This window comes from Streptomyces sp. NPDC057280, assembly GCF_042668605.1.
Classification (GTDB): domain Bacteria; phylum Actinomycetota; class Actinomycetes; order Streptomycetales; family Streptomycetaceae; genus Streptomyces.
In genome coordinates this window covers 1-24428 of record NZ_JBHUYR010000018.1, presented here as the reverse complement: position 1 = coordinate 24428, position 24428 = coordinate 1, and the positions used below count along the sequence as shown (strand labels likewise).

Here is a 24428-nt window from a genome sequence, read left to right as displayed (position 1 = left end):
AGCCGAAACAGCGGAAACAGCCGAGAAGGAACGGTGAGCACCCCGTGAGTTCTCCCGACACGACCACCGTCCACGCGGCCGGCTGCGTCCTGTGGCGCCGCTCCCCCGTCGACGGTGAGCTGGAGATCTGCCTCGTCCACCGGCCGAAATACGACGACTGGTCCCACCCGAAGGGCAAGCTGAAACGCGGCGAGGACGCGCTCGCCGGCGCGCTGCGCGAGGTGGAGGAGGAGACCGGTTACGAGGCGACCCCGGGCGCCAGGCTGTCCACCGTCCGCTACCTGGCGAACGCCCGCCCCAAGCAGGTCCGGTACTGGGCGGCGGAGGCCACGGCCGGGGCGTTCGCCCCGAATACCGAGGTGGACCGCATTCTCTGGCTCCCCCCGACGGCGGCCCGTAACCGTCTGACCCAGCTGCGGGACCGGTCACTGATCGACGATCTCCTGGCGGCGCTGCACCTCGCATGAGACCGGTGCGCCCCAGGGAATGCAACCGTTCCGTGACCTAACCGCACCTTCCGCAGGGGTTCACCCGGCGTTCATTTCCGCCAGTCGGCGCCTTCACCTGATCTGCCTAATTTCGGCCTTACGCGGTGCGGACCGCGCGTCGGAGGAACACCTCGAAGACGCATCCGCGCCACCCAGTCTTCGCACGCCGCCGAATTCAGGACGGCGGCTCTCGGAAGGAACTCCCTCAGTGAAGCTTCAGCGCAAGAACCGGCGGGCTCTCGCTCTCGGCGCGTTCGCCGTCTCCGGCGCCCTGGCCCTCACGGCGTGCGGCTCGGACGACACCGGCACCAGCAACGGCGGCGGCTCCTCCGCGAGCGCGCAGGCCGGCAACATCAAGTGCGACGACGCCAAGGGTCAGCTGCTCGCCGACGGCTCCTCCGCGCAGAAGAACGCGATCGACACCTGGGTGAAGTCGTTCACCGCGGCCTGCTCCGGTGTGCAGATCAACTACAAGGGCTCCGGCTCCGGCGCCGGTGTCACCGCCTTCACGCAGGGCCAGGTGGCCTTCGCCGGTTCCGACTCGGCGCTCAAGCCCGAAGAGGTCACCGCCTCCAAGTCCGTCTGCAAGGGCGGCGTGGGCATCGACCTGCCGATGGTCGGCGGCCCGATCGCGGTCGGCTTCAACGTTCCCGGTGTCGACAAGCTCGTCCTCGACGCCTCGACGATCGCCAAGATCTTCGACAGCAAGATCACCAACTGGAACGACGCGGCGATCAAGAAGCTCAACCCCGACGCCAAGCTCCCCGACCTGAAGATCCAGGCGTTCCACCGCTCGGACGAGTCCGGCACCACGGACAACTTCACCAAGTACCTGATCGCCGCCGCGCCGAACGACTGGAAGTACTCCGGCGGCAAGGCCTGGCAGGCCAAGGGCGGCCAGTCGGCGTCCGGCTCCTCCGGTGTCGCCCAGCAGGTCAAGCAGACCTCCGGCGCCATCTCCTACATGGAGCTGTCGTACGCCAAGGACGGCATCGTCCCGGTCACCGTCGACACGGGCGCCTCCGCCCCGGTCGAGGCCACCGTCGAGAACGCCACCAAGGCGATCGCCGCCGCCAAGGTCGTCGGCACGGGCAAGGACCTCTCGCTCGAGCTGGACCGCGCCACCAAGGCCGACGGCGCCTACCCGATCACCCTGGTCACGTACGAGATCGTCTGCGACAAGGGCAACAAGGCCGACACCCTGCCCGCCACCAAGGCGTTCCTGCGCTACATCGCCTCCGAGGACGGCCAGGGCCAGCTCTCCGCGGCCGGCTACGCCCCGATCCCCGACGACATCATCACCAAGGTCCGCTCCACCATCGAGGGCCTGAGCTGATCTGAGCGTGCGGCCCGTCCCCGCCCCGGGGCCGGGCCGCACCGTCCGGTGCACCGCCGCCAGGAGCCGCACAGACCGTGCGTCTCCGCAGACCGGAGAACCCGATGGACACCACACAGATAACCGACACACCTCCCCCGGCAGCCCAGCCCACCGCGACCGAGCAGAAGCGCGCCGCCCGTGGCGCGACCCGCCCCGGAGACCGGATCTTCCTCGGCCTCTCCCGTGGCTCGGGCATCTTCCTGCTGGTGATCATGGCCGCGATCGCGGTCTTCCTCACCTACCGCGCGTCCCTCGCCATCAGCAAGGACCACGGCAACTTCCTGACCACGTTCGAGTGGAACACGGGCCTTCAGGAGCCGGTCTTCGGCATCGCGGTCCTGGCGTTCGGCACGATCGTCTCCTCGATCGTCGCCATGGCCATCGCGGTCCCGATCGCGGTCGCCATCGCCCTGTTCCTCACCCACTACGCCCCACGCAAGCTGAGCGGCCCGATCGCCTACGTGATCGACCTGCTCGCCGCCGTGCCGTCCATCGTGTACGGCCTGTGGGGCGCCCTGGTCCTCGTACCGCACATGAACGGCCTGTTCGGCTGGCTGGACGACTACCTCGGCTGGACCGGCATCTTCTCCTGGCAGGGCGGCGCGCCCCGCTCGATGCTGACCGTCGGCATCCTGCTCGCGATCATGATCCTGCCGATCATCACCAACGTCAGCCGTGAGGTCTTCCGGCAGACGCCGCGGATGAACGAGGAGGCGGCCCTGGCGCTCGGCGCCACCCGCTGGGAGGTCATCCGCATGGCGGTGATCCCCTTCGGCCGCTCCGGCGTGATCTCCGCCTCGATGCTCGGCCTCGGCCGCGCGCTCGGCGAGACGATGGCCGTGGCCACCGTGCTCTCCCCGACCTTCGACATCCAGGCCAGCCTGCTCGACCCGGGCGGCGGCACCTTCGCGCAGAACATCGCCAGCAAGTTCGGCGAGGCCACGGAGTTCGGCCGGGACGCGCTGATCGCCTCCGGTCTGGTCCTGTTCGTCATCACGCTGCTGGTCAACGGCGCGGCCCGGGCCATCATCGCCCGCCGCGCGGAGTACTCGGGGGCCAACGCATGAGCACCGCAACCGTCAGCACCCTCAAGGGCGCCCGACTGCCCAAGTGGTCCCCGTACGCCATCGCGGGCGGCTCGGTCGGCCTCGCGATCGCCATCGGCCTGGGCGCCGGCCTCGACAGCCACGTCCAGTGGGGCCTGATCGCCGCGATCCTCTTCGTCGTCGGGACCTACGGCATCGCCGCCCGCGTCGAGGGCAAGCGCCAGGCCAAGGACCGGATCGCCACCTCGCTGGTCTGGGTCGCCTTCCTGCTCGCCGTGGTCCCGCTGGTCTCCCTGGTCTGGGTGACCGTCGTCCGCGGCATCAAGGTCCTCGACGTCTACTTCCTGACCCACTCCATGGGCGTGGTCGCCGACACCGAGCCCGGCGGCGGTATCTACCACGCCATCATCGGCAGCCTGGAGCAGGTCGGCCTCGCCACCCTGATCGCCGCCCCGGTCGGTGTGCTCACCGCGATCTACCTGGTCGAGTACGGGCGCGGCAGGCTCTCCAAGGCCATCACGTTCTTCGTGGACGTCATGACCGGCATCCCGTCGATCGTCGCGGGTCTGTTCATCCTCAGCCTCATGCTGCAGTTCGACATGCAGCCCTTCGGCTTCGCCGGTTCGCTGGCCCTGGCCATCCTGATGATGCCGGTGGTCGTCCGCTCCACCGAGGAGATGCTCAAGCTCGTCCCGAACGAGCTGCGCGAGGCCTCCCTCGCGCTGGGCGTCCCGAAGTGGCGCACGATCCTGAAGGTGGTCCTGCCGACCTCGATCGGCGGCATCACGACCGGCATCATGCTGGCGGTCGCCCGTATCGCGGGCGAGACGGCCCCGGTGCTGCTGCTCGTGTTCGGGAACCCGTTCATCAACACCAACCCCTTCGAAGGGGCGCAGTCGTCGCTGCCGCTGTACATCTACCAGCAGTACGCGAACAGCGCGGGTTCCGGAGCGGCGTACGACCGCGCCTGGGCGGCGTCGCTGACGCTGATCGCCTTCGTGATGATCCTGAACCTGGTGGCCCGCGGCATCGCCCGCTGGAAAGCACCCAAGACCGGTCGCTGACGCGGCCAACAGCGACCGATCTGAATCTCTGGAAGTGAAGTAGTCATGGCCAAGCGAATCGACGTGAGTGGGCTGACCGCCTACTACGGCTCCCACAAGGCGATCGAAGACATCTCGATGACCGTCGAGCCCCGCTCGGTGACGGCCTTCATCGGCCCCTCCGGCTGCGGCAAGTCGACGTTCCTGCGCACCCTGAACCGGATGCACGAGGTCACCCCCGGCGGTCGCGTCGAGGGCAAGGTCCTCCTCGACGACGAGGACCTGTACGGCAGCGGCATCGACCCGGTCTCCGTCCGCCGCGAGGTGGGCATGGTCTTCCAGCGCCCGAACCCGTTCCCCACCATGTCGATCTTCGACAACGTGGCGGCGGGCCTGCGGCTGAACGGCTCCTACAAGAAGTCCGAGCTCGCGGACGTCGTCGAGAAGTCCCTCAAGGGCGCGAACCTCTGGAACGAGGTCAAGGACCGCCTGAACAAGCCGGGCTCGGGCCTCTCCGGCGGCCAGCAGCAGCGGCTGTGCATCGCCCGCGCGATCGCGGTGGAACCCGACGTCCTGCTCATGGACGAGCCCTGCTCGGCCCTGGACCCGATCTCCACGCTCGCGATCGAGGACCTGATCGGCGAGCTGAAGGAGCGCTTCACGATCGTCATCGTGACGCACAACATGCAGCAGGCGGCCCGCGTCTCGGACCGCACCGCCTTCTTCAACCTGGCCGCCGTCGGCCAGCCCGGCAAGCTGATCGAGATCGACGAGACGGAGCGCATCTTCTCCAACCCGTCGGTCCAGGCGACGGAGGACTACATCTCGGGCCGCTTCGGCTGATCCCCGGGCCTCCCCCAGATCCCTCGCGGTGCTGCATGGCGGTGCCACCGCGAGGACGAAAAAGGGCCCGCCCTCTGGCTCATCAGAGGGCGGGCCCGTTTCCTACGGCTGGTGCCGCGGCGTCCGGTTTACGGAATGCCGTCGGCGTAGCCCTTCACCCAGTCGCTGCAGGTGCCTTCCTTGACGTCACCGTCGTCCCGGAGGCAGGCCTTGATGTAGATCGTGGCCGACTCGGCGAGGTCCTGGTTGGAGTGCGCACAGGTACCGATGCCATTGCCGTTGTAGAGCGAGTGGACCGTACCGCCGCTGCCGACCTTCCAGTAGCCGATGACGCCGGCACCGTCGGACCAGTTGTCGCAGGCGTAGAAGTGGTCGCCGGCGGAGTCGAACCTCATGGTTCCGGCCTGGTACAGGTAGTCGCCGGACGACCGGGTGTCCGCGTAGTAGCTGGTGTCGGCCGCCAGGGCCGGCGGGGCCGCGAGCACGATCGCCGCGGCCCCGGCACCGGCCGCGGTCAACAGCCGTTTGCCGAGAATGGACATGAAACACCCCTCCCGTTTCGTTGGTCGAACACACGTTCATAGAACGCGCGATCCATACGCTCTCACGGGAGGGGCGGGTGTTGCAGGTGTTTTGCGACAAGCGGGGCAGGCCTTGAAAAGCCTTACAGGAACGCCAGATTCACGATCCCGAACGAGCCCGCCGCCACCAGCGCCGCCGCCGGCATCGTGATGAACCAGCCGAGCACGATGTTCTTGGCGACACCCCACCGCACGGCGTTCACGCGCTTGGTCGCGCCGACGCCCATGATCGCGGAGGTGATGACATGGGTCGTGGAGATCGGCGCCTTGAAGAGGAACGCGGTGGTGAACATGATCGACGCACCGGTCGTCTCCGCGGCGAACCCCTGCGGCGGGTCCAGCTCGATGATCTTCCGTCCCAGCGTCCGCATGATCCGCCAGCCACCGGCGTACGTCCCCAGCGACAGCATCACGGCGCACACGATCTTCACCCACACCGGGATCGGATCGCCGTAGTCCTCGACATCGGCGATGACCAGCGCCATCACCACGATGCCCATGGTCTTCTGCGCGTCCTGGAGGCCGTGCCCGAGCGCCATCCCGGCCGCCGAGACGGTCTGCGCGATCCGGAAACCGCGCTTGGCCTTGTGCGGGTTGGCCCGCCGGAAGATCCACATGATCGCGGTCATCACCAGGTAACCGGCGATGAGGCCGACGAACGGCGACACGAACATCGGGATGACGACCTTCTCCAGCACCCCGTGCCAGTAGACCGTCGTACCGCCCGCGAGCGCCGCGCCCACCATGCCGCCGAACAGCGCGTGGGACGACGACGAGGGCAGCCCGAAGTACCAGGTGATGAGGTTCCAGGTGATCGCACCGACCAGCGCGGCGAAGAGGATGCCCATCCCCTTCGACCCCTCGGGCGTCTCGATCAGCCCCTCGCTGACGGTCTTGGCGACCCCGGAACCGAGGAACGCGCCGGCGAGGTTCATCACGGCGGCCATCGCCAGGGCCGCACGCGGGGTCAGCGCCCGCGTCGAGACCGACGTGGCGATCGCGTTCGCCGAGTCGTGGAAGCCGTTGGTGTAGGTGAATCCGAGCGCGACGCCGATGGTCACGATCAACGCGAAGGTGTCCATGAAGGGCTCAGGACTCCTTGACCGCGATGGTCTCCACCGTGTTGGCCACGTGCTCGAAGGCGTCCGCCGCCTCCTCCAGCACATCCACGATCTGCTTCAGCTTCAGCACCTCGATGGCGTCGTACTTGCCGTTGAAGAGGTGGGCGAGCAGCTTGCGGTGGATCTGGTCGGCCTGGTTCTCCAGCCGGTTGACCTCGATCCAGTACTCGGTGAGGTTGTCCATGGTCCGCAGGTTCGGCATGGCCTCCGCCGTGAGCTCCGCGGCCCGCGCCAGCACCTCGATCTGCTGCTCGACGCCCTTGGGCAGTTCCTCGACGTTGTAGAGGACGACCAGGTCGACGGCCTCCTCCATGAAGTCCATGATGTCGTCGAGGGAGGACGCCAGGGAGTAGATGTCCTCGCGGTCGAACGGCGTGATGAACGAGGAGTTCAGCTGATGGAAGATCGCGTGTGTGGCGTCGTCACCCGCATGTTCCGCGGCCCGCATACGCTCTGCGATCTCGGCCCGGCCGGCGGTGTCCGCCCCGAGCAGTTCCATGAGGAGCTTCGAGCCCGTGACGATGTTGTCCGCGGATGCGGCGAACATGTCGTAGAAGCTCGTCTCCCTGGGGGTCAGACGGAAGCGCACAAGGGGTCCTCGGGGTGCATCGGTTTCGGTCAGGCTGATGCTAAGTGCATCATCCGGCCACGGCTAATGGGCCGTCCCCCAGTGTCGCCCATCAGGCACAGTGGTCAGCACGGGGGCCTTCCGCAGGCCCTATACCCGCCAGAGTTCGGTACGATATACCCAGTAGGGGTATGTAACCGTCTAGGTCATGCCCAAGGGACATGGAGGACGCGATGACGACCACCGAGGCCGGCGCGGAAGCGCCCTCCGAGCACACCACCCACGGGTACCACAAGCAGAAGGACGAACACCTCAAGCGCCTGCGCCGCATCGAGGGCCAGATCCGTGGCCTGCAGCGGATGGTCGACGAGGACGTCTACTGCATCGACATACTCACGCAGGTCTCCGCCTCCACCAAGGCGCTCCAGTCCTTCGCCCTGCAGCTCCTGGAGGAACACCTGCGGCACTGCGTCGCCGACGCGGCCGTCAAGGGCGGCGACGAGATCGACGCGAAGGTCGAGGAGGCCACGCAGGCGATCGCCCGCATGCTGCGGACGTGACCGAAACCATGCCCCGTCAGGAGCGCCTCCGGCTCATTCGCCGGAGGCGTCCTCGCGTTCCTGGGCCACTTTCAGCACCTCGTCGATGCGTCCGAGGCTGAGCCGGTCCTCGTGCGCGGCCGACGCCGCGATGATCAGCTCTCCGCACAGCTCGATCTCGGCGAGGGCCACGTGGTCCTGAACTGCCGTACCGCCGACCGGAGCCACGTGCATCACCTCTTCTCTGCCGTCACCGCTTCCTAGAGTAGGGAGCGGTCTACGCACCGCGCATGGCACGGACGGGCTAGTTCTTGACGCCCGTCACGACCGCTCACCCCTCCGCGATCTTCCCGGCGTAGATGTCGCCGCGATGCGGCAGGCGTACGTCGACGGCGACGCCGAAGTCGAACAGCAAGGTCGTCGACGCGACGGCCACGGTGCCCTTCTGCTGCCCGTTGACGAAGCTGAACCGGTGCCGGATCTTGCGGATGCGCCCGTCGTCGTCGAGGTACACGTCGAAGGGGACGTGCGCCGTGGCGAACCCTTTCGCCGCCGCCCCCAGCGACGCCTTGTTCCCGTCGGTCGCGTCCCGCGCGGCCACGGCGAGATCGGCGGTACCGCGATAGTGCCGGACGGCGATCCCGGCGACGTCCGTCTTCCCCACGTACGTCGCCGTCCGCGCCCCGCGCAGCAACTCGGCGGCGGCGAACGGGTCGGTGGCACCGCCGGTGACCAGGTTCCCGTCGGAGAGGCTGGCGGTGTCGACGCGCACCCACTTGTCCGCGGGGACACCGGCCCCCCGGTTCTTCATGAACAGAGCGCCGGGAGCGAGCAGTTCGGTAATGGGCCGATGCTCACTCTCCCCGGCAGGGTCCTGCGGCAGCAGCACCTTCAGCTGCCCGATCTGCCGCCGGTAGTCATAGACGCCCTCGCCGCGGATGGTGACGCGGGTCCCACCGGTCGCCATCTCCATGGAGGTACGGGCCTTGGAACTCCCGGCCTCGACAAGCCTCTCCGCGGCGGCGTGCAGCGCAACGACAGGATCCCCGCCCCGTCCGTCCCCCTCACCCCCTCCCCCCGCACACCCACTGCTCCCGCACAGGACGACGACCCCCGCGACGATCGCCCCGCCGACCCTGTGCTGCCGCTCCGCCATCGCCTGCCTCCGTCACGGACCCCCTGTCGCTCCGCTTAACGACGGGTCGTTAGGGCCGTCACGCATACCGCCCCTTTACCCGGGCTCGGTAACGTTGTCGTCGTGGCGCAGCAGGACAGGGTCCCCCCACCTCACGAATCCCCCGAACACCAGACGACAACGGTCGACCAGGGCCGCTTCTGCACAGCCCGCTGCACCTGCGGCTGGCGAGGCCCGGCAAGAAGAGCAAGAAGCCAGGCAAGAACAGACGCCCAGAACCACGTGCCGACGTAGCCAGAGACGTCGGCTGCGGGCCGATGGGGGCGTGCCGACACAGGCGGGTCGTCGGCTGCGGGCCGGGGGGGGCTGGTCGCGCAGTTCCCCGCGCCCCTTGGGTCCGTACAGCCGACGCACGCAGCGACACCCGCGTCCTGCATAGCTGCGGGCAGTCGTGCCGCTGGGGCGGCACCCGGCCCAAAGAAGCGGCACCCCGCAAGCGCGGGCGAGCGAAACCCACCCCAGTCAGCAGCGGCACTCCGCAAACCCCGGCAAGCGAAACGCCCCCTGCCCCCAACCCCGTGCACCATGGAACCCCGGCCACCCCCACCCCGTCTCGTTCAACGACAGCCACAACGCCGACCCAAGGCCACGGAGGGCACCGCACCATGGAACGCCGTACGTTCATCGGAGGCACCGTCGCCGCCCTGGCCGCCGCCACCACCGCGGCCTGCACCGGCGACGACACCGCCACCGCGGCCCAGACCACCACCGCCTCCGGCGCGGCGACCTCCGCCACCGGCAAATCCGCCGCCCTCCCCTCCGCCCCCGCCAACTGGACCGCCCTCGCCCACGACCTCGACGGCCCCCTCCTCCGCCCCGGCGACACCAACTGGCCGGCCGCCCACCAGCTCTACAACACCCGCTTCGACAACCTGAAGCCCACCGCCGTCGCCTACGTCGCCCACGCCGACGACATCCGCACCACCCTCGCCTACGCCCGCGCCCACCACCTCAAGGTCGCGATCCGCAACGGCGGCCACTCCTACGCCGGTTGGTCCTCCGGCAACGGCCGGCTGATCATCGACGTATCGAAGCTCAACAAGATCAGGTCGAGCGGCGGCACCGCGGTCGTCGGCGCCGGTTCCAAGCTGATCGACGTCTACCGCGCCCTCACCGCGAAGGGCGTCACCATCCCCGCCGGCTCCTGCCCCACCGTCGGCGTCTCCGGCCTCACCCTCGGCGGCGGCCACGGAGTCGTCTCCCGCGCCTACGGCCTGACCTGCGACAGCCTCACCCAGGCCACGGTCATCACCGCCGACGGCAAGCAGCTCACCGCCAACGCCACCACCAACAAGGACCTGTTCTGGGCCCTGCGCGGCGCGGGCAACGGCAACTTCGGCGTCGTCACGGAACTCCAGTTCAAGACGCACCCGGCCCCGCAGGCGGTGACCGGCTATCTCTCCTGGCCCTGGTCGAAGGCCGCCGCGGTCGTCAAGGCATGGCAGGAGTGGGGCCCGGACCAGCCGGACGAGATCTGGTCGTCCCTGCACCTGGCGGGCACCACCGGCGGCTACACCACCATCAACGTCGCCGTCTTCTCCCTCGGCACCTACGGCGAACTCCAGAACGCCGTGGACCGCCTCGCCGACAAGGTCGGCGCCCCCGCGAGCAGCGTCTCCCTGCGTCGCCGCTCCTACGAGGAGGCGATGGAGATCTACGCCGGCTGCTCCTCGTTCGCCACCGACGCCCAGTGCCATCTCCCCGGCAAGACCCCCGGCCGCTCCCCGCAGGGCGCGCTGAACCGGGAGACATACGCGGCGAAGTCGGACTTCTTCGACCGGTCCCTCTCCACGGCCGGAATCAAGGCCCTGCTGAAGCAGATGGAGACGGTCCGCGGCGGCTCCGGCAGCATCGCCCTGACCGCGCTCGGCGGAGCGGTCAACCGCGTCTCCCCCACGGCCACGGCGTTCGTCCACCGCCGCTCGCGCATGCTGGCCCAGTACATCGTGTCCTGGCGGGCGGGCACCTCGGGCGCCACCGGCCAGTCCTGGCTGACCGCGGCGCACGACGCGATGAAGCCGTACGCGTCGGGGGCGGCGTACCAGAACTACACGGACCCGACGCTGACGGACTGGCGGAAGGCCTACTACGGGGACGCGGCGAACCGCCTGGCGACACTGAAGAAGCAGTACGACCCGAACGGCTTCTTCACGTTCCCGCAGGCGCTCTGAGCAGCCCTGTCAGCTGTCAGGCCGCGAGGTCCCGCTCCTCAGCGCCCGCTTCCTTGCGCGCCCCGGGCACGACGGCACCCTGCCCGTCGTACGCCGCGGCCTTCCGCGACCGGATCAGCCACCCGGCGCGCGGCGACCGCTCGATCGCCTTCGCCAGCGGCGTGAGCAGGGCCATGGCCAGCGGGGAGAGGAGGAGGGCGACGGCGGTGCCGAGGGCGAGGCCGCCGAGGACGTCGGTCGGGTAGTGGACGCCCATGTAGACCCGGCAGAAGCCTTCGAACAGGGCGAGCAGGATGCCGACCACGCCGAACTTCCGGTTGGCGAGGAACAGTCCGACGGCGAGCGCCATGGTGATCGTGGCGTGATCGCTCACGAACGAGTAGTCGGTCTTGCCGGAGACCAGGACCTCCAGGCCGTCGTGGTCGACGAACGGGCGGGGCCGCTCCACGAATCCTCGTATCGGCACGTTGATCAGCACGGCGACACCGGCGGCGAGCGGCGCCCACACGAGGGCCGCGACCGAGGGCGCGGCCTCCTCGCCGCCGCGCCTGCGCACGGACAGCCAGCACCACAGCACGAGCAGCACGGTGGCGAGCAGGATGCCGTACTCGCCGACGAACTCCATGACCCGGTCGAACCAGTGCGGTGCGTCCTTGGCCAGGCCGTTGATGTCGTAGAGCAGCTCGACGTCGGGGTTCGACCCGGATGCGGCGAGTCCAGCCATGGTGCTGTGGCCCCTTCGTCGTCTCTCCCGGCGCGCAAGGTTTCGCGCGCCGCTGTTCCACCCCCGTGGTGTGTAGATCGCCCTACGAGAATCGGCTCTACGGAATCGGCCTACGCCAACAGGAACGCACGGTCCCCGTTAATACGTTCCACACTCCACTGAATGATCACGCAGACGTTATCGAAGAGAGACACATCTCTGCAGCTCAGGGGGTAGGTTCACAGCCCGTTCAGACCGTCGTGGGGAGCGCTTTCGCGCCATCTTCGGTGACCCGGGTCGCGCCGAAGTAGTCGGGGGTGTCGATCGGGTCGAACCGGATCACAGCACCCGTTCTCGGGGCGTCGATCATGTATCCGCCGCCGACATAAATCCCCACATGCCGGATGGCACGGGAGTTGGTGAGGTCGTCCGAGAAGAAGACCAGATCCCCCGGCAGCAGCTCGTCCCTGGCCGGATGCGGCCCCGCGTTCCACTGGTCGTTGGCGACGCGCGGCAGCGTGACCCCGACACTCTCGTACGCGGCCTTCGTCAGCCCCGAGCAGTCGAACCGCCCACCGTCCTGAGCAGTACCGTCACCGCCCCAGAGGTAGGGCGTGCCGAGTTTGTTCTGCGCGTAGGTGATCGCGGCGGCGGCCTGCTCGGAGGGGTCGACGCGGGTGACGGGAGCGGCGAAGCTCTCCTCCAGCGTCGTGATCGTCTTCACGTAGTTCTGGGTCTCCTTGTACGGCGGCACGCCCCCGTACTTGATGACCGCGTAGGCGCCCGCGTTGTAGGACGCGAGCATGTTCCTCGTGGCGTCGCCGGGGACGTCCTTCACGTACGAGGCGAGCTTGCAGTCGTACGACGCGGCCGACGGAATCGCGTCATTCGGATCCCATACGTCGCGATCGCCGTCGCCGTCGCCGTCGATCCCGTGCGTGGCCCAGGTGCCGGGGATGAACTGCGCTATCCCCTGCGCGGCCGCCGCGCTCTGCGCCCTCGGGTTGAACCCGCTCTCCTGGTACAGCTGGGCGGCGAGCAGCGCGGGGTTGATGGCCGGGCACAGGTTGCCCCACTTCTGGACGAGGCCGGAATAGGCGGCCGGCACAGCGCCCTTGGCGAGCGCCTTGGTGGCTCCGCCGACCCCGCTCGCGAGGTTCCCGGCGACGACGTAGACCCCCACCACGAGCAGCATCACGAAGCTCAGCCCCGCCCCGAGGACGGCACCCGCCACGAGCCACGCCTTACGCACCGTCAACCGCCCCTCGCCGCCCGGGAGTCTGCCCGCGCCAGTTTAGGAGCTTCCCCGGTGGAACCCGTGGCAACCGAGGGATCAGCAGCGGGCCGCGCGCCGGTACAGCGTGGCGGCCTGCTCCCCGAGGACCACGCTGTACGAGATGTCGTCGGTCTCCCCGCCCTGCTCGTGTCCGCCGAGTACGCCGACGACCTGTCCGTCCCCGTTCACCCAGGGGCTCCCGCTGGTTCCGCCGCTGAGGTCGGGACAGTCGATGCGTTGCTGGGTGCGGCTGTGCGCGGTCGGCTTGTTGGTGCACCGCAGCGGGACGTCACGGGAGTTGGGGTACCCGGTGACGGTCACGGCGGTGGCGCCGGTGGCGGTGCCGGTGGTGAAGCGGTTCGCGCCGACGACGTCCTCGACGCCCTGGCCGTGCCGCTCGGCGACCTCCGCGAACGCCACGTCACTGTCCTCGTCCCACCCGTCGGGCAGGAAACGCCGCGTCACCCGCCACTTCCCGTACGGCGCCCGGCCGTCGCGGTACCCCGGCACGAACTCGAGAGCGTCCTCGGTGCCGTCGAGGCAGTGGGCGGCGGTGACGATGAGGTCCCGGCCCGGGCTGTGCACGACGGACGCCGTGCAGAAGTGTTCCCCGTCGTCGAACAGCGCCCCGACTCTCGCCGTCTCCGCGCTCGCCTGCGCGACGGCGGTGACACCGAACGGCCCGGGCCCGTCGTCGGCGGCCGCCTCGGAGGCGGAGGTGACGGCGAGCAGCACGAGGGCGACACAGAGGGGCGTGTGCTTCATCGAAGTCAGTGTGGCCGCCAAAGGTGAGAGAGGGGTCAAACGATTACGCCATCCGGGGGACGGCTCCTTACGGAGGAGGTTTCCCGGCCTGCCCCCTGTGAGCCCGCTGTGCGCACAGTCAAGCCACAGCCAACCCGCGGCCATCGGCCCGCCATTGATCGGTAAGCCCCCACGCCCCTGAGTCACGCGGAAGTCAGAATTCCGCAACCTGTCTTGTTGTCACGTACTCAACAAAGGGATGGTCTACGCGGGTCGCCGCCCCCACCGGGAACCTCACCGGTGGTCCCCCACCGCAGGCCTCTGCAACCCCACTTACAGGAGGCTGTACGTTGCGTACGCCCAACACTCCCCCCGTATCCGGTAGATGGCGCAAGACCGGCGCCGCCGCCGCGGCCACCACCGCGCTCCTCCTCGCCGGCCTGGGCACCGCCGCCCAGGCCCACGCCGACACCCACACGCCGCACAAGGCGAGCGCGAAGGCCATCGCGGCGCAGGTCGCCAAGGCCCATGTGCAGTACGAGAGTTCCTGCGCCACTGCCCCCAAGAAGGGCTACGCCGCCTGCAACGCGCTCCGCGTCACCTCGGGCACCACCGCGTTCATGGAGAAGCAGGCCGCGCTCAAGGGCACGACCCCCAAGTCCCTCAAGCCGAACGCCACGTCCGCCACCCCCACCGGCTACGGCCCCAGCGACCTCCAGGACGCCTACGGCCTGACCGACGCCGCCGCCTCCAACGGCTCGGGCCAGACGATCGCGATCGTCGACGCGTACGACGACCCCAACGCGGCCGCCGACCTGGCCACCTACCGCTCGTACTACGGCCTCCCGGCCTGCACCACCGCCAACGGCTGCTTCAAGAAGGTCAGCCAGACCGGCTCCACGACCTCGCTCCCCACCGCCGACAGCGGCTGGGCCGGTGAGATCTCCCTCGACCTCGACATGGTCTCCGCCATCGCCCCCAACGCCCACATCCTCCTCGTCGAGGCGAAGTCGTCGAGCATGGCCAACCTGGGCACGGCGGTGAACGAGGCGGTCAAGCTCGGCGCCAAGTTCGTCTCGAACTCCTACGGCGGCGGCGAGTCGTCGAGCGACACGAGCTACGACTCCTCCTACTTCAACCACCCGGGCGTCGCCATCACCGTCTCCGCGGGCGACGAGGGCTACGGCGCCGAGTACCCGGCCGCGTCGAAGTACGTGACGGCGGTCGGCGGCACGAAGCTCTCCACCGCCTCCAACAGCCGCGGCTGGACGGAGTCCGTCTGGAAGACCAGCAGCACCGAGGGCACCGGCTCCGGCTGCTCCTCGTACGACGCGAAGCCGTCCTGGCAGACCGACACGAGCTGCTCGAAGCGCATGATCGCCGACGTCTCCGCGGTCGCCGACCCGGCGACGGGTGTGTCCGTCTACGACTCCTACGGCTCCGACGGCACCGGCTGGAACACCTACGGCGGCACCAGCGCCTCGGCACCCATCATCGCGTCGGTGTACGCCCTGGCGGGCACCCCGGGCAGCAGCGACTACCCGGCCTCCTACCCCTACGCGGACACCTCCGCCCTGAACGACGTGACGAGCGGCAGCAACGGCTCCTGCACCACGAGCTACTTCTGCACGGCCAAGTCGGGCTACGACGGCCCGACGGGCTGGGGAACCCCGGCCGGGCTGGACGCCTTCACCGGCTGAGCCCCGACAGGAAGAGACTCCCCGTCGGGTCACGGGGAGCCGCCCTCAGAGGGGGGACGTGGGGTCCCCTTCGGCGGCACACACGGCAACGGGCCGCGGCACCCAGCCGCGGCCCGTTCCGCCGTCTGGCACCATCGAACGGCCGAACAAGCAGACACCCGGGGGAACCACATGAAGCGCGCTCTCGCGATCCTGGTCACAGCCGCCGCCCTCACCGCACCGCTGACGGCCTGCAGCAGCCAGTCCAAGCACGTCTCGGGCACCGTCATCGACAAGGAGACGGACCACGAGTGCAAGACGAAGAAGAAGAACGGCAAGAGGACCCGCAGCTGCCACACCGAGTACGAGCTGACGATCCGCACCACGAGCGGCGACAAGGAAGAGGTCGACGTCAGCAGCAGCGCCTACGACAACTGCGCGGAGGGCGCGAGCTACCCGAAGTGCAGCAAGGGCTAGCAACTCCGCGCCGGGGACATCAGACCCGCTCGGGCCCCGTGACGTCCTCCCCGATGACGAACCCCTTGACCGGACCCTCGGGGATGAGGGCATCCGTCCCGTCCGGAACGGGGAAGAGCCCGTGTACCGCGTCGAAGCCGTGGAGACGCCGCTCCAGCGCCTGCCCGGGGCCCACGTCACACGGATCGCGGAGGTGGTCGGCGAACTGCACATCCCCACCCCCCTCACCGACGCCTTCCGTGCACAGCTTCCTGCGGAGGAGTCGGCCTCGGGCACCCCGGGCTGGGAGGCATGGACCCGCCTGGGAGCGTGAAAGAAGCGCCCTGCCTGCCGCAGGCGATCGCAACCGAACTGCGGATCGCGCTTCACCGGTTGGACAGCGCCCCGGAAGCGCGACAGCGACAGCTGGGCTGGTGGTGGCACCGGCGGCCGGAGCCGCTGCCCTGGTGACCCGCAGGTAGCCTTCACCCACAGAACATGGGTCCAAGAAGAGGTCAACGACAGAACCACACGAAGGTTCCGCTCAGGCCTCATTGCCCGGCGTGACCAGCCGTGATACACAGAGTAACCGGACGAGTACCAGACAAGCATTCGTACGAAACCCGCCAATCAATGACGCCAAGTCGACATGCGACGGCGGATTTGTCGGCGACAATGAGGCCTGACCTCTGCGCACCCGCAGGGGAAGCGGAACTACCCACCAGGGGCGGTGACTTACATGCTCTTTGCGGCCGACAAGGGAGACATCAACACCATCATCGGCGGGATCGCTCCGGACTGGGGCCCCTTCGGCAGCCTGGGCAACGAAGCGAAGGTGATGATCGAGGTGGTGATGGCGGTGGCCATCCTGCTCTGCCTCGGCATCGCCATCTGGGGCGCCGCGAAGCAGCGCATCGGCGCGACCGCGCTCCGCGACACCTTCAGCGCCGAACAGGGCAAGGGCCTCATCATCGCCGGCCTCACCGGAGTCTTCATCATCGGCTCCCTCGGCACGCTGTTCACCATCGTGTACGGCATGGCGGTCTAGCAGGTCGGTCAGCCCATCCCTCCAGTCCCTCCGGGCACGCCCGGCTGTCCCCCACCACCCACCCGCCCGTCGTGCCCACCGGCTGAGGTTGCGTTTCCCTGATGTCCAGTCACCACACCGCGCCCGCGCGGGAACCAGCACGGCTACCGTCGTATGCCTACGAGTTTCCGCACGACGTCGAGGGGGCGTACGCGGCATGAGTCTCGGGGACGAACGCGAGGGGTCCGGCGGTTACGGAGGCACGGGCCAGACCCGCACGCGCCTGCCGGACAGCGGCGGCGACGTGTACGGCGGCGCCCGCAGAGGCGGCCGCTCGTCGTCCCGCAGCCTTGTCACGGTGGTCGGCGTGGTGGTGGTCCTCATCGCCGCGATCGCCTTCGCGAACCGCGGCGGAGACGATTCCTCACGGGAGAACGGCGCCAACGAGAAACCGGCGACCTCACCGACGGCGCCGACCGGGAAGACGCCGGTGGGGTCGGGGTTCGCGCATGATGCGCAGGGGGCGCAGAGTGCGGCGGCGAATTATGCGGTGTCGCTGGGGTCAGCAGAGATGTTCAACACGGACAGACGGCACGAGATCGTCAATGCTGTCTATGCCCCCGATGTGGCCGCCGCTCGGCAGGCGGATCTGGACAAGGCCTACTCCAGTGAGCAGTTCCTGACCAACATCGGCCTCAAGAGCGACGGCAGTGCGCCGAGCGGCCAGACCTTCGTGTCTCGAGTGATCCCGGTCGGCTCCAAGGCCACCTCGGCCAATGCGAGCACCGCCACCGTAGAGGTCTGGTACACGTCGCTCTTCGGCCTGTCCGGCAGTGGCTCGACCAACCCGGTGTCCGAGGCCTGGTACACCACCACCTACCAGCTCAGGTGGGTCGACAACGACTGGAAGGTCACCGACTTCCAGCAGAAGGACGGCCCCGTGCCCGTCGGGCGCGATCAGCGGGCCTCTACGGCCGACGACATGACGAAGGCCATCGAGGAGTACGGAGGTTTCACGTATGCGCGCTAACCACCGCATCCTCAAGGTCACCGGTGCTGTCGCAGCTGTCCAATCCGCCACCGTGCTGATGGCCGGCCGCGCCCTCGCCGCACCCACGCCCTCGCCGACCCCGTCACCCACGTCGAGCAACAATCCCTGCGATCTCATCCGCGGCCCCGCCAAGGACTACTGCGAACGAGGCAAAGGCACCGGCTCCGGCAACTCCACCACCCTCGACCCCACCTCCTCCCTCGACCCCCTCTCCTCCCTCGCCAAGGGCTGTGCCGACGCCGCCTCCTGGACCGTCGACAAGCTCAGCGAGGCCGTGAAGGACACCGCCAACGTCGACTTCACGAACCCCAAGTTCCTCCAGCAGTACGCGGTCGTCTTCGCCGCGTCGACCGTGCTGACCCTGCTCCTGTGGCTGCTCGCGGTCGCCAAGCGCGCGGTGCGGGGCGTCCCCCTCTCCACCGCCATCAGCGAAGCGATCGGGTTCCTCTGGCTCACCGTGCTGGCCTCCGCCTTCACCCCGCTGATCCTCTACACCGTCGTATCGGCGACCGACGGCATCACCGAGGTCCTCGCGAAGACGACCGGCGACCAGACCGACACGTTCTTCGGCACCTTCTCCGGCGCCCTGAACAAGGGCGAGGACATCGGCGGCGGCCCGATCATGCTGATCGTCGTCTCACTCGTCAGCATCCTCGCCGCCGGAATCCTCTGGCTGGAGCTCGTCATCAGGGCCGCCCTGCTCTACGTGGGCGCGCTGCTCGGCACCGTCGTCTACGCCGGCCTCGTCGACAAGAACCTCTGGGGCCACGTCCGCCGCTGGGCGGGCATCATGATCGCGGTCATCCTCGTGAAGCCGGTGATCGTCATCGTCCTGGGCCTCGCCGGCGCCCTGTCCACCGACGACGGCCCCGACGCCTTCTCGGCGGTCGTCTCCGGCCTCGCCATCATCCTGCTGGCGATCTTCGCGTCGGCGATGATCTACCGCTTCGTCCCCGGCTTCGGCGACGAGATCGCCGGCTCCCGCAACAACCGCATCATGCAAGGCGCGGAGGGGAAGGCCGCGGCGGTCATCAGCAGCCCCGCCACCCTCGTCGCCCAGGGCATCAAGACCCACAGCACCCGAGCCGACAACAACGGCGGCGGACAAGCCTCCGGCGGCGGTGCCCGCCCCTCCAACCCGGCCTCCGGCGGCGTCGCCGCCCACAGCACGCGCGGCTCGAACGGCGGCGGTGCCGGCGGCGGATCTGTCCCCTCCGCCGCCCCCTCGCCCCGCTCGAGCAGCCCGGTGAACACACCCCATGCCAGCAACACCCGCAACAGCAGTAACAACCGCACGGGAGGTGAAGGGCGTTGACGACCGAGTCCCACGTGTCCCATCCGGTCACGCCCCGCCGTACATATCTGATCGGCCGCGCCCGGCCGAACGCGATCGTCGGCAGGAATCGTGAGACCGGCGAGATCGCGCTCATCATCGGCGGCGCGTTCCTCGGCATGATGTGCGGGCTCCTCGTCCCGGTGCTGTCCCTGCGCATCGTGCTGCTGATGGGCTTCCCGCTGCTCGCGCTGGCCGCGGTCTACGTGCCGTACAAGCACCGCACGTTCTACAAGTGGTTCGAGATCAACCGCAGTTACAAGCGCACCCTCAAGCGGGGCACCGTCTACCGCTCCGGCGTCATGGAGGCCGGCACCCGCGTCGACGGCCGCGAGGTCGAGATCGGCCCGCCCCCCGGCATCGGCCGCATCACCTGGCTCGCCGCCCCCTTCGGCCCCGACGAGATCGCCGTACTCCTCCACGCGGACCGCAGGACCGTGACGGCCGCGATCGAGATCGAAGGTCCCGGCGTCGGCCTGCGCGACTCCGAGGACCAGGAGGCGCTGGTCGACCGTTTCGGCACGCTGCTCAAGCACGTGGCCAACGGCGACGGTTTCGTCACCCGGCTGCAAATGCTCGCGCGCACCCTTCCCGCCGACCCCGACGCCCACGCCAAGGACGTGGCCGTACGCGGCGACGACAAGGCACCGGGATGGCTGCAGCAGTCGTACGACCAGCTGCAGTCCATGGTCTCCACCAGCAGCGAGCAGCACCGCGCGTACCTCGTCGCCTGCATGCACTACACCCGCGAACTCTCCGCCGAGGCGCACGCGATGGCCCGCGCGGCGCGCCCCCAGTCGGGCCGCAAGCTGGACCGCGACGCGGGCCTGGCGGTCGTCATGGCACGCGAGCTGACCGACATCTGCTCCCGTCTCCAGGAGGCGGACATCAGGGTCCGCCAGCCGCTCGGCCAGGGGCGTCTCGCCTCCCTCATCCACTCCATGTACGACCCGGACCACCCCATCGACCACATCCAGGCGATGACGAAACGGAACGCCTGGCCGGCCGAGCTGGACGCCATGGAGCCGACGTTCCTGCAGGCCAAGACCCGTGAGTCGTCGACCCGCGCGCCCTGGTGCCATGCCACCGCCTGGGTGAAGGAGTGGCCGATGACCCCGGTGGGCGTGAACTTCCTGGCACCCCTCCTGGTCCACACCCCGGACGTCATCCGCACGGTCGCCGTGACCATGGACCTCGAACCCACCGAGGTCGCCATCGAGCGCATGCTGACGGAGAAGACGAACGACGAGGCGGAGGCCAGCCGGGCCGCCAAGATGAACCGGACCGTCGACCCCCGCGACATCGCCGCCCACAACCGCCTCGACCAGCGCGGCGAGGACCTGGCGAGCGGCGCGGCCGGCGTCAACCTGGTCGGCTACATCACCGTCTCCTCCCGCTCCCCCGAGGCGCTGGCCCGCGACAAGCGGACCATCCGGGCCTCGGCCGGAAAGTCGTACCTGAAGCTGGAGTGGTGCGACCGCGAGCACCACCGCGCCTTCGTCAACACCCTCCCGTTCGCCACCGGAATCCGAAGGTAGAGGCTGATGCGCTGATGCGGGACCCGCTCTCCGTCCTCACCGACGCCTTCACGTCCTTCCTCTTCGGGAAGGTCGAGACGACCCGCCTGCCCGTCCGCACCTCCACGGGCCAGGCCCAGGCGGTCTACCTGCCCACGGCCGCACCGGGGCTGGGCGACTCGGGCGTCATCATCGGCCGCGAGGTCTACTCCGGCAAGGGCTACATCTACGACCCCTTCCAGCTGTACGGCCAGCAACTCCCGGCCCCGCACTGGCTGGTCCTCGGCGAGTCCGGCAACGGCAAGTCGGCGCTGGAGAAGACGTACGTCCTACGGCAGTTGCGTTTCCGGGACCGGCAGGTCGTCGTCCTGGACGCCCAGGGCGAGGACGGCGTCGGTGAATGGAACCTCATCGCGCAGGAGTTGGGCATAACTCCCATCCGCCTGGACCCGATGGCCGCCCTGGACATGGGGATCCGCCTCAACCCGCTCGACCCCGCGATCACGACGACGGGCCAGCTCGCGCTGCTCCGGACCATCATCGAGGTCGCGATGGGCCACGGCCTGGACGAGCGCTCGGGCTTCGCCCTCAAGGTCGCGCACGCCTACGTCAACGAGACGATCGTCGAACGCCAGCCGGTCCTCACGGACATCGTCGAGCAGCTACGGCATCCCGAGCCGGAGTCCGCCGAGGCGATGAACGTCGACATAGACGATGTACGGGCGTGGGGTCTGGACGTCGCCCTGGTCCTGGACCGGCTCGTCGACGGTGACCTGCGGGGCATGTTCGACGGCCCGACGACGGTCGGCATCGACCTGGACGCCCCGCTGATCGTCTTCGACCTGTCCCACATCGACCGCAACTCCATCGCCATGCCCATCCTCATGGCGATCGTCGGCGTGTGGCTGGAGCACACCTGGATCCGGCCCGACCGGAAGAAGCGCATCTTCCTGGTCGAGGAGGCCTGGCACATCATCAACAGCCCCTTCGTGGCCCAGCTCTTCCAGCGCCTGCTGAAGTTCGGCCGACGGCTGGGTCTGTCGTTCGTGGCGGTGGTCCACCACCTGTCCGACGTCGTCGACGGAGCGGCGGCGAAAGAGGCCGCGGCGATCCTGAAGATGGCGTCGACCAGGACGATCTACGCCCAGAAGGCGGACGAGGCGAGGTCCACGGGACGGGTCCTGGGCCTCCCCCGCTGGGCAGTGGAGATCATCCCGTCCCTGACACCGGGCATCGCCGTCTGGGACGTCAACGGCAACGTCCAGGTGGTCAAACACCTGATCACCGAGACGGAACGCCCGCTGGTCTTCACGGACCGCGCGATGACCGAGTCCTCCGCCGACCGCGACCTGGCGGACGACGCCCTGCGCGCGGCCGAGCTGGAGGCGGAGGAGCGGGCGGCGGCCTTCGTGGAAGCGCACATGGAGCAGCAGCACCTGGGCGGCTCCGAGTCGACGGTGGCGTAGGCAGGGAGGCGGGCTGTGGTGAGACCTGACGACCGCCGGCAGCAGGAGGGCCAGGGCGGCATCCCGGACGGGCTGCTGGTCGGCATACTCGCCTTCCTCATCGGCATGACGCTGATGGTCTGGTCGGCCACCGGGCTGGCCGGCTGGTTCGCCCACGGCTCCTGGCCCGACGGCGTCACCTTCACCCGCACGCCCCTGGCCATGCGCCAACTCATCGGCCAGCCCCACGACATGCCGGGCGCCTGGCCGGAGACCCCGGCCGGCCAGCTCTCCGGCTACGGCCTCTTCTGGGGCCTGTTCATCGGCCAGCTGATGGTCCTGGTCGTGCTCACCGTGTTCGTGCTCGGGACGGTGGCCCGTTGGAGGGCGCTACGACGGACGCGGAAGGCGGCACCACGGGTGGCGCCGCAGGCCGTGCCGGTGGAGCAGCCACCGGCGGCTACCGTCTTCGAGGAACCCGTTGTCGAGAGGACCCCGCACCACGAGGTGCCCACACCGAGGGCGGAGCCGGTGCCCGTGCCCGTCGCCGCGACGACGGTCCCCCAGCGGGTGGAGAAGGTGCTGGTCGGTCCAAGAGAGACCCGCCAGACCACGGCGACCCAGGCGGTACGCGACGCGGAGGGCCCCACCCTGGTGGTCACCTCGAACCCCGCCATCTGGTCGGACACCAAGGACGCCCGCGCCAAACTGGGCCCGGTCCACCTCTACGACCCCACCCACCTCTGCGACACCCCGGCCCGGCTGCACTGGTCCCCCACGGCAGGCTGCGAGGACAAGCAGACGGCGAAGGCCAGAGCCACGGCGCTCCTCACCCCGGTCCGCCCGACCGCCCGTCTCGACCAGGCGGTCAGCGACACCGCGGAAACGCTCCTGCGGAGCTATCTGCACGCCGCCGCCATAGACGGCCGCACCATCCGCCACGTCCACCGCTGGTCCCAGGGCACCCAGATCCAGGACGCGGTACGCATCCTCCGTACGAACCCGAAGGCGGCCCCCGGCGCGGCGGGCGAGCTGGAAGCCACCCTCACCGCGCACCCGGAACGCCGGGACATCGCGCAGGAGTTGACCGGCCGAGCTCTCTCCGCACTCTTCACGGTCAACATCCGTGAGGCCTGCACTCCAAACCGAACTGATGCGCTCGCCTTGGATTCCTTTGTTGCTGAAGGGGGCACGCTTTACGTAGTGGGGGAGTCCATCGAGGACCCCAGGACGAATCCGGGCGCGATGCCCCTCCTGACGGCCCTCGTCTCCAGCGTGGTCGAGCGCGGCCGGCACATGGCCGAACGGTCATCCTCCGGTCGCCTCGACCCACCACTGACGCTCGTCCTGGACGACGTCGCCGCGGTGGCTCCGCTTCCCCAGCTTCCGGAGCTGCTGGCCACCGGAGCGGACCGGGGCCTGCCGACCCTGGCCCTGCTCCGGTCAAGGGAACAGGCAAGGGCCCGCTGGCCGCACGCCGAACTACCGGCCTGAACCCGAAGAATCGAAGAGCAAAGGTCAGCCGGTCTTCTCCAGCACGAACTCCAGCTCGTTCTCCCCTTCGTGCCCTGCCAACGGCACGACCTTGCCGCTCGGCACGAACCCGGCCTTGCGGTAGAACGCCTGGGCCCGCGGATTGTCCTCGTGCACGATGAGCCGTACGGCCTCCACGCCACGCCTCCAGGCCCACTCCAGAGCGGCGTCGAACAGCGCCCTGATCACCCCGCCGCCACGCCACTCGGGCAGCACGAACACACCGACGATGTGCCCTTGCCTCCGCTCCACAGGGAAGCCGGCCCAGTCCGTCGTCCCGGCATCCTCGATCAGCATGACGACGGACCCGACCCAGGTCCCGTCAGCGGCCTCGGCGACGAACTGAAGAACCCCACCCTCCGGATCCGATCCCCCCGCGGCCCGCTCCTGCCAGAAGGAGTCAGGCCGGCCGACGGCCTCTTCGTACGTCTCCAGGAAGGCGACGGGCGCGGCGGGGTCCTGCAACGAGACCAGCCGCAACTCCTTCACGGCGGGCCACTCGTCGGCGCGTATGGAACGGATCTCGACATTCGTGCTGCTCATGCCGGTAACGGTAGCCGAAACACAGAAAACCCCCGTACCGAATTAACGGTACGGGGGTTTTCTCAATATTTGTTCGGCGGCGTCCTACTCTCCCACAGGGTCCCCCCTGCAGTACCATCGGCGCTGTAAGGCTTAGCTTCCGGGTTCG

General features: G+C 69.0%; 25 protein-coding genes and 1 rRNA gene. 16 read left to right on the top strand and 10 right to left on the bottom strand.

Features of this window, described 5'->3' with window-relative positions; genetic code table 11:
* Nucleotides 1-44 precede the first annotated feature (44 nt).
* The 5 genes from ACFUO4_RS44540 to pstB all read left to right on the top strand — a co-directional run bounded on the left by ACFUO4_RS44540 (nt 45) and on the right by pstB (nt 4798).
* Nucleotides 45-467, top strand: coding sequence for an NUDIX hydrolase (locus ACFUO4_RS44540; RefSeq protein ID WP_079312969.1), 423 nt, complete (start codon nt 45-47; stop codon nt 465-467).
* 229 nt (nt 468-696) lie between these two features.
* On the top strand, nt 697-1824 hold the full coding sequence (gene pstS, locus ACFUO4_RS44535) for a phosphate ABC transporter substrate-binding protein PstS (RefSeq protein WP_079312967.1): 1128 nt from the start codon (nt 697-699) through the stop codon (nt 1822-1824).
* A gap of 104 nt (nt 1825-1928) precedes the next feature.
* Nucleotides 1929-2933, top strand: coding sequence for a phosphate ABC transporter permease subunit PstC (gene pstC, locus ACFUO4_RS44530; protein WP_079312965.1), 1005 nt, complete (start codon nt 1929-1931; stop codon nt 2931-2933).
* Nucleotides 2930-3976 carry a phosphate ABC transporter permease PstA gene (pstA, locus tag ACFUO4_RS44525; protein ID WP_383496731.1) on the top strand — a complete coding sequence of 349 codons (1047 nt, stop codon included), beginning with the start codon at nt 2930-2932 and terminating at the stop codon, nt 3974-3976. The genes pstC and pstA overlap by 4 nt, the downstream gene beginning before the upstream one ends.
* Before the next feature lie 45 nt (nt 3977-4021).
* On the top strand, nt 4022-4798 hold the full coding sequence (gene pstB / locus ACFUO4_RS44520) for a phosphate ABC transporter ATP-binding protein PstB (RefSeq protein ID WP_079312961.1): 777 nt from the start codon (nt 4022-4024) through the stop codon (nt 4796-4798).
* Nucleotides 4799-4926: 128 nt separating this feature from the next.
* On the opposite strand, the gene ACFUO4_RS44515 is transcribed toward pstB, so the two are convergent.
* The 3 genes from ACFUO4_RS44515 to ACFUO4_RS44505 all read right to left on the bottom strand — a co-directional run bounded on the left by ACFUO4_RS44515 (nt 4927) and on the right by ACFUO4_RS44505 (nt 7089).
* The gene (locus ACFUO4_RS44515) at nt 4927-5340 is read right to left on the bottom strand and encodes a hypothetical protein (protein ID WP_079312959.1); all 414 of its coding nucleotides are present in this window, start codon (nt 5338-5340) and stop codon (nt 4927-4929) included.
* Nucleotides 5341-5462: 122 nt separating this feature from the next.
* Nucleotides 5463-6461 carry an inorganic phosphate transporter gene (locus tag ACFUO4_RS44510; RefSeq protein ID WP_079312957.1) on the bottom strand — a complete coding sequence of 333 codons (999 nt, stop codon included), beginning with the start codon at nt 6459-6461 and terminating at the stop codon, nt 5463-5465.
* Nucleotides 6462-6468: 7 nt separating this feature from the next.
* Complete coding sequence (locus tag ACFUO4_RS44505) at nt 6469-7089, bottom strand: DUF47 domain-containing protein (RefSeq protein ID WP_015659485.1); 621 nt, start codon at nt 7087-7089, stop codon at nt 6469-6471.
* A 212-nt stretch (nt 7090-7301) separates the two neighbouring features.
* On the opposite strand from ACFUO4_RS44505, the gene ACFUO4_RS44500 reads away from it, so the two are divergent.
* Nucleotides 7302-7628: a metal-sensitive transcriptional regulator gene (locus ACFUO4_RS44500; RefSeq protein WP_059196239.1), complete on the top strand. Its 327-nt coding sequence runs from the start codon at nt 7302-7304 to the stop codon at nt 7626-7628.
* Nucleotides 7629-7661: 33 nt separating this feature from the next.
* On the opposite strand, the gene ACFUO4_RS44495 is transcribed toward ACFUO4_RS44500, so the two are convergent.
* Nucleotides 7662-7841, bottom strand: coding sequence for a hypothetical protein (locus ACFUO4_RS44495; protein ID WP_059195744.1), 180 nt, complete (start codon nt 7839-7841; stop codon nt 7662-7664).
* Between the two features lie 97 nt (nt 7842-7938).
* Complete coding sequence (locus ACFUO4_RS44490; RefSeq protein ID WP_383496724.1) at nt 7939-8763, bottom strand: hypothetical protein; 825 nt, start codon at nt 8761-8763, stop codon at nt 7939-7941.
* Between the two features lie 644 nt (nt 8764-9407).
* Between ACFUO4_RS44490 and ACFUO4_RS44485 the strand changes: the two genes are divergently transcribed.
* Nucleotides 9408-10973, top strand: a complete 1566-nt coding sequence (locus ACFUO4_RS44485) for an FAD-binding oxidoreductase (RefSeq protein WP_383496721.1) — start codon at nt 9408-9410, stop codon at nt 10971-10973.
* Nucleotides 10974-10989: 16 nt separating this feature from the next.
* Here the strand turns inward: ACFUO4_RS44485 and ACFUO4_RS44480 are convergent, their stop codons facing one another.
* The 3 genes from ACFUO4_RS44480 to ACFUO4_RS44470 all read right to left on the bottom strand — a co-directional run bounded on the left by ACFUO4_RS44480 (nt 10990) and on the right by ACFUO4_RS44470 (nt 13717).
* A complete protein-coding gene (locus ACFUO4_RS44480; protein WP_079312637.1) occupies nt 10990-11697 on the bottom strand; it encodes a phosphatase PAP2 family protein in 708 nt (235 codons plus the stop codon).
* A gap of 229 nt (nt 11698-11926) precedes the next feature.
* Nucleotides 11927-12934 carry an NlpC/P60 family protein gene (locus ACFUO4_RS44475; RefSeq protein ID WP_179143594.1) on the bottom strand — a complete coding sequence of 336 codons (1008 nt, stop codon included), beginning with the start codon at nt 12932-12934 and terminating at the stop codon, nt 11927-11929.
* A 75-nt stretch (nt 12935-13009) separates the two neighbouring features.
* Complete coding sequence (locus ACFUO4_RS44470; protein WP_383496716.1) at nt 13010-13717, bottom strand: trypsin-like serine peptidase; 708 nt, start codon at nt 13715-13717, stop codon at nt 13010-13012.
* Nucleotides 13718-14046: 329 nt separating this feature from the next.
* Between ACFUO4_RS44470 and ACFUO4_RS44465 the strand changes: the two genes are divergently transcribed.
* The 9 genes from ACFUO4_RS44465 to ACFUO4_RS44425 all read left to right on the top strand — a co-directional run bounded on the left by ACFUO4_RS44465 (nt 14047) and on the right by ACFUO4_RS44425 (nt 23698).
* Nucleotides 14047-15396: a peptidase S8 gene (locus ACFUO4_RS44465; protein ID WP_383496713.1), complete on the top strand. Its 1350-nt coding sequence runs from the start codon at nt 14047-14049 to the stop codon at nt 15394-15396.
* A 171-nt stretch (nt 15397-15567) separates the two neighbouring features.
* Nucleotides 15568-15852, top strand: a complete 285-nt coding sequence (locus ACFUO4_RS44460; protein WP_383496710.1) for a hypothetical protein — start codon at nt 15568-15570, stop codon at nt 15850-15852.
* Between the two features lie 121 nt (nt 15853-15973).
* Nucleotides 15974-16165, top strand: coding sequence for a hypothetical protein (locus ACFUO4_RS44455; RefSeq protein ID WP_383496707.1), 192 nt, complete (start codon nt 15974-15976; stop codon nt 16163-16165).
* A 405-nt stretch (nt 16166-16570) separates the two neighbouring features.
* Entirely contained in the window at nt 16571-16879 is a 309-nt protein-coding gene (locus ACFUO4_RS44450) for a hypothetical protein (protein WP_003991275.1), read from the top strand.
* A 196-nt stretch (nt 16880-17075) separates the two neighbouring features.
* A complete protein-coding gene (locus ACFUO4_RS44445) occupies nt 17076-17888 on the top strand; it encodes a hypothetical protein (RefSeq protein ID WP_079312629.1) in 813 nt (270 codons plus the stop codon).
* Complete coding sequence (locus ACFUO4_RS44440) at nt 17878-19224, top strand: hypothetical protein (RefSeq protein WP_383496702.1); 1347 nt, start codon at nt 17878-17880, stop codon at nt 19222-19224. The genes ACFUO4_RS44445 and ACFUO4_RS44440 overlap by 11 nt, the downstream gene beginning before the upstream one ends.
* Nucleotides 19221-20780, top strand: a complete 1560-nt coding sequence (locus ACFUO4_RS44435) for an SCO6880 family protein (RefSeq protein ID WP_079312625.1) — start codon at nt 19221-19223, stop codon at nt 20778-20780. The genes ACFUO4_RS44440 and ACFUO4_RS44435 overlap by 4 nt, the downstream gene beginning before the upstream one ends.
* Before the next feature lie 14 nt (nt 20781-20794).
* A complete protein-coding gene (locus tag ACFUO4_RS44430) occupies nt 20795-22225 on the top strand; it encodes an ATP-binding protein (RefSeq protein WP_383496699.1) in 1431 nt (476 codons plus the stop codon).
* A gap of 18 nt (nt 22226-22243) precedes the next feature.
* Complete coding sequence (locus ACFUO4_RS44425) at nt 22244-23698, top strand: TraM recognition domain-containing protein (protein ID WP_383496696.1); 1455 nt, start codon at nt 22244-22246, stop codon at nt 23696-23698.
* A gap of 24 nt (nt 23699-23722) precedes the next feature.
* On the opposite strand, the gene ACFUO4_RS44420 is transcribed toward ACFUO4_RS44425, so the two are convergent.
* Both ACFUO4_RS44420 and rrf read right to left on the bottom strand, forming a co-directional pair.
* Nucleotides 23723-24280: a GNAT family N-acetyltransferase gene (locus ACFUO4_RS44420; protein WP_383496693.1), complete on the bottom strand. Its 558-nt coding sequence runs from the start codon at nt 24278-24280 to the stop codon at nt 23723-23725.
* A 71-nt stretch (nt 24281-24351) separates the two neighbouring features.
* Nucleotides 24352-24428 (bottom strand): 5S ribosomal RNA (gene rrf / locus ACFUO4_RS44415); the annotation flags it as partial.

Bases quoted from the DNA above. Each gene is read 5' to 3' on its own strand.
- pstC (WP_079312965.1), top strand. From the start codon at position 1,929: ATGGACACCACACAGATAACCGACACACCTCCCCCGGCAGCCCAGCCC.
- pstA (WP_383496731.1), top strand. From the start codon at position 2,930: ATGAGCACCGCAACCGTCAGCACCCTCAAGGGCGCCCGACTGCCCAAG.
- pstB (WP_079312961.1), top strand. From the start codon at position 4,022: ATGGCCAAGCGAATCGACGTGAGTGGGCTGACCGCCTACTACGGCTCC.
- ACFUO4_RS44515 (WP_079312959.1), bottom strand. From the start codon at position 5,340: ATGTCCATTCTCGGCAAACGGCTGTTGACCGCGGCCGGTGCCGGGGCC.
- ACFUO4_RS44510 (WP_079312957.1), bottom strand. From the start codon at position 6,461: ATGGACACCTTCGCGTTGATCGTGACCATCGGCGTCGCGCTCGGATTC.
- ACFUO4_RS44500 (WP_059196239.1), top strand. From the start codon at position 7,302: ATGACGACCACCGAGGCCGGCGCGGAAGCGCCCTCCGAGCACACCACC.
- ACFUO4_RS44495 (WP_059195744.1), bottom strand. From the start codon at position 7,841: ATGCACGTGGCTCCGGTCGGCGGTACGGCAGTTCAGGACCACGTGGCC.
- ACFUO4_RS44490 (WP_383496724.1), bottom strand. From the start codon at position 8,763: ATGGCGGAGCGGCAGCACAGGGTCGGCGGGGCGATCGTCGCGGGGGTC.
- ACFUO4_RS44485 (WP_383496721.1), top strand. From the start codon at position 9,408: ATGGAACGCCGTACGTTCATCGGAGGCACCGTCGCCGCCCTGGCCGCC.
- ACFUO4_RS44480 (WP_079312637.1), bottom strand. From the start codon at position 11,697: ATGGCTGGACTCGCCGCATCCGGGTCGAACCCCGACGTCGAGCTGCTC.
- ACFUO4_RS44470 (WP_383496716.1), bottom strand. From the start codon at position 13,717: ATGAAGCACACGCCCCTCTGTGTCGCCCTCGTGCTGCTCGCCGTCACC.
- ACFUO4_RS44460 (WP_383496710.1), top strand. From the start codon at position 15,568: ATGAAGCGCGCTCTCGCGATCCTGGTCACAGCCGCCGCCCTCACCGCA.
- ACFUO4_RS44450 (WP_003991275.1), top strand. From the start codon at position 16,571: ATGCTCTTTGCGGCCGACAAGGGAGACATCAACACCATCATCGGCGGG.
- ACFUO4_RS44445 (WP_079312629.1), top strand. From the start codon at position 17,076: ATGAGTCTCGGGGACGAACGCGAGGGGTCCGGCGGTTACGGAGGCACG.
- ACFUO4_RS44440 (WP_383496702.1), top strand. From the start codon at position 17,878: ATGCGCGCTAACCACCGCATCCTCAAGGTCACCGGTGCTGTCGCAGCT.
- ACFUO4_RS44430 (WP_383496699.1), top strand. From the start codon at position 20,795: ATGCGGGACCCGCTCTCCGTCCTCACCGACGCCTTCACGTCCTTCCTC.
- ACFUO4_RS44420 (WP_383496693.1), bottom strand. From the start codon at position 24,280: ATGAGCAGCACGAATGTCGAGATCCGTTCCATACGCGCCGACGAGTGG.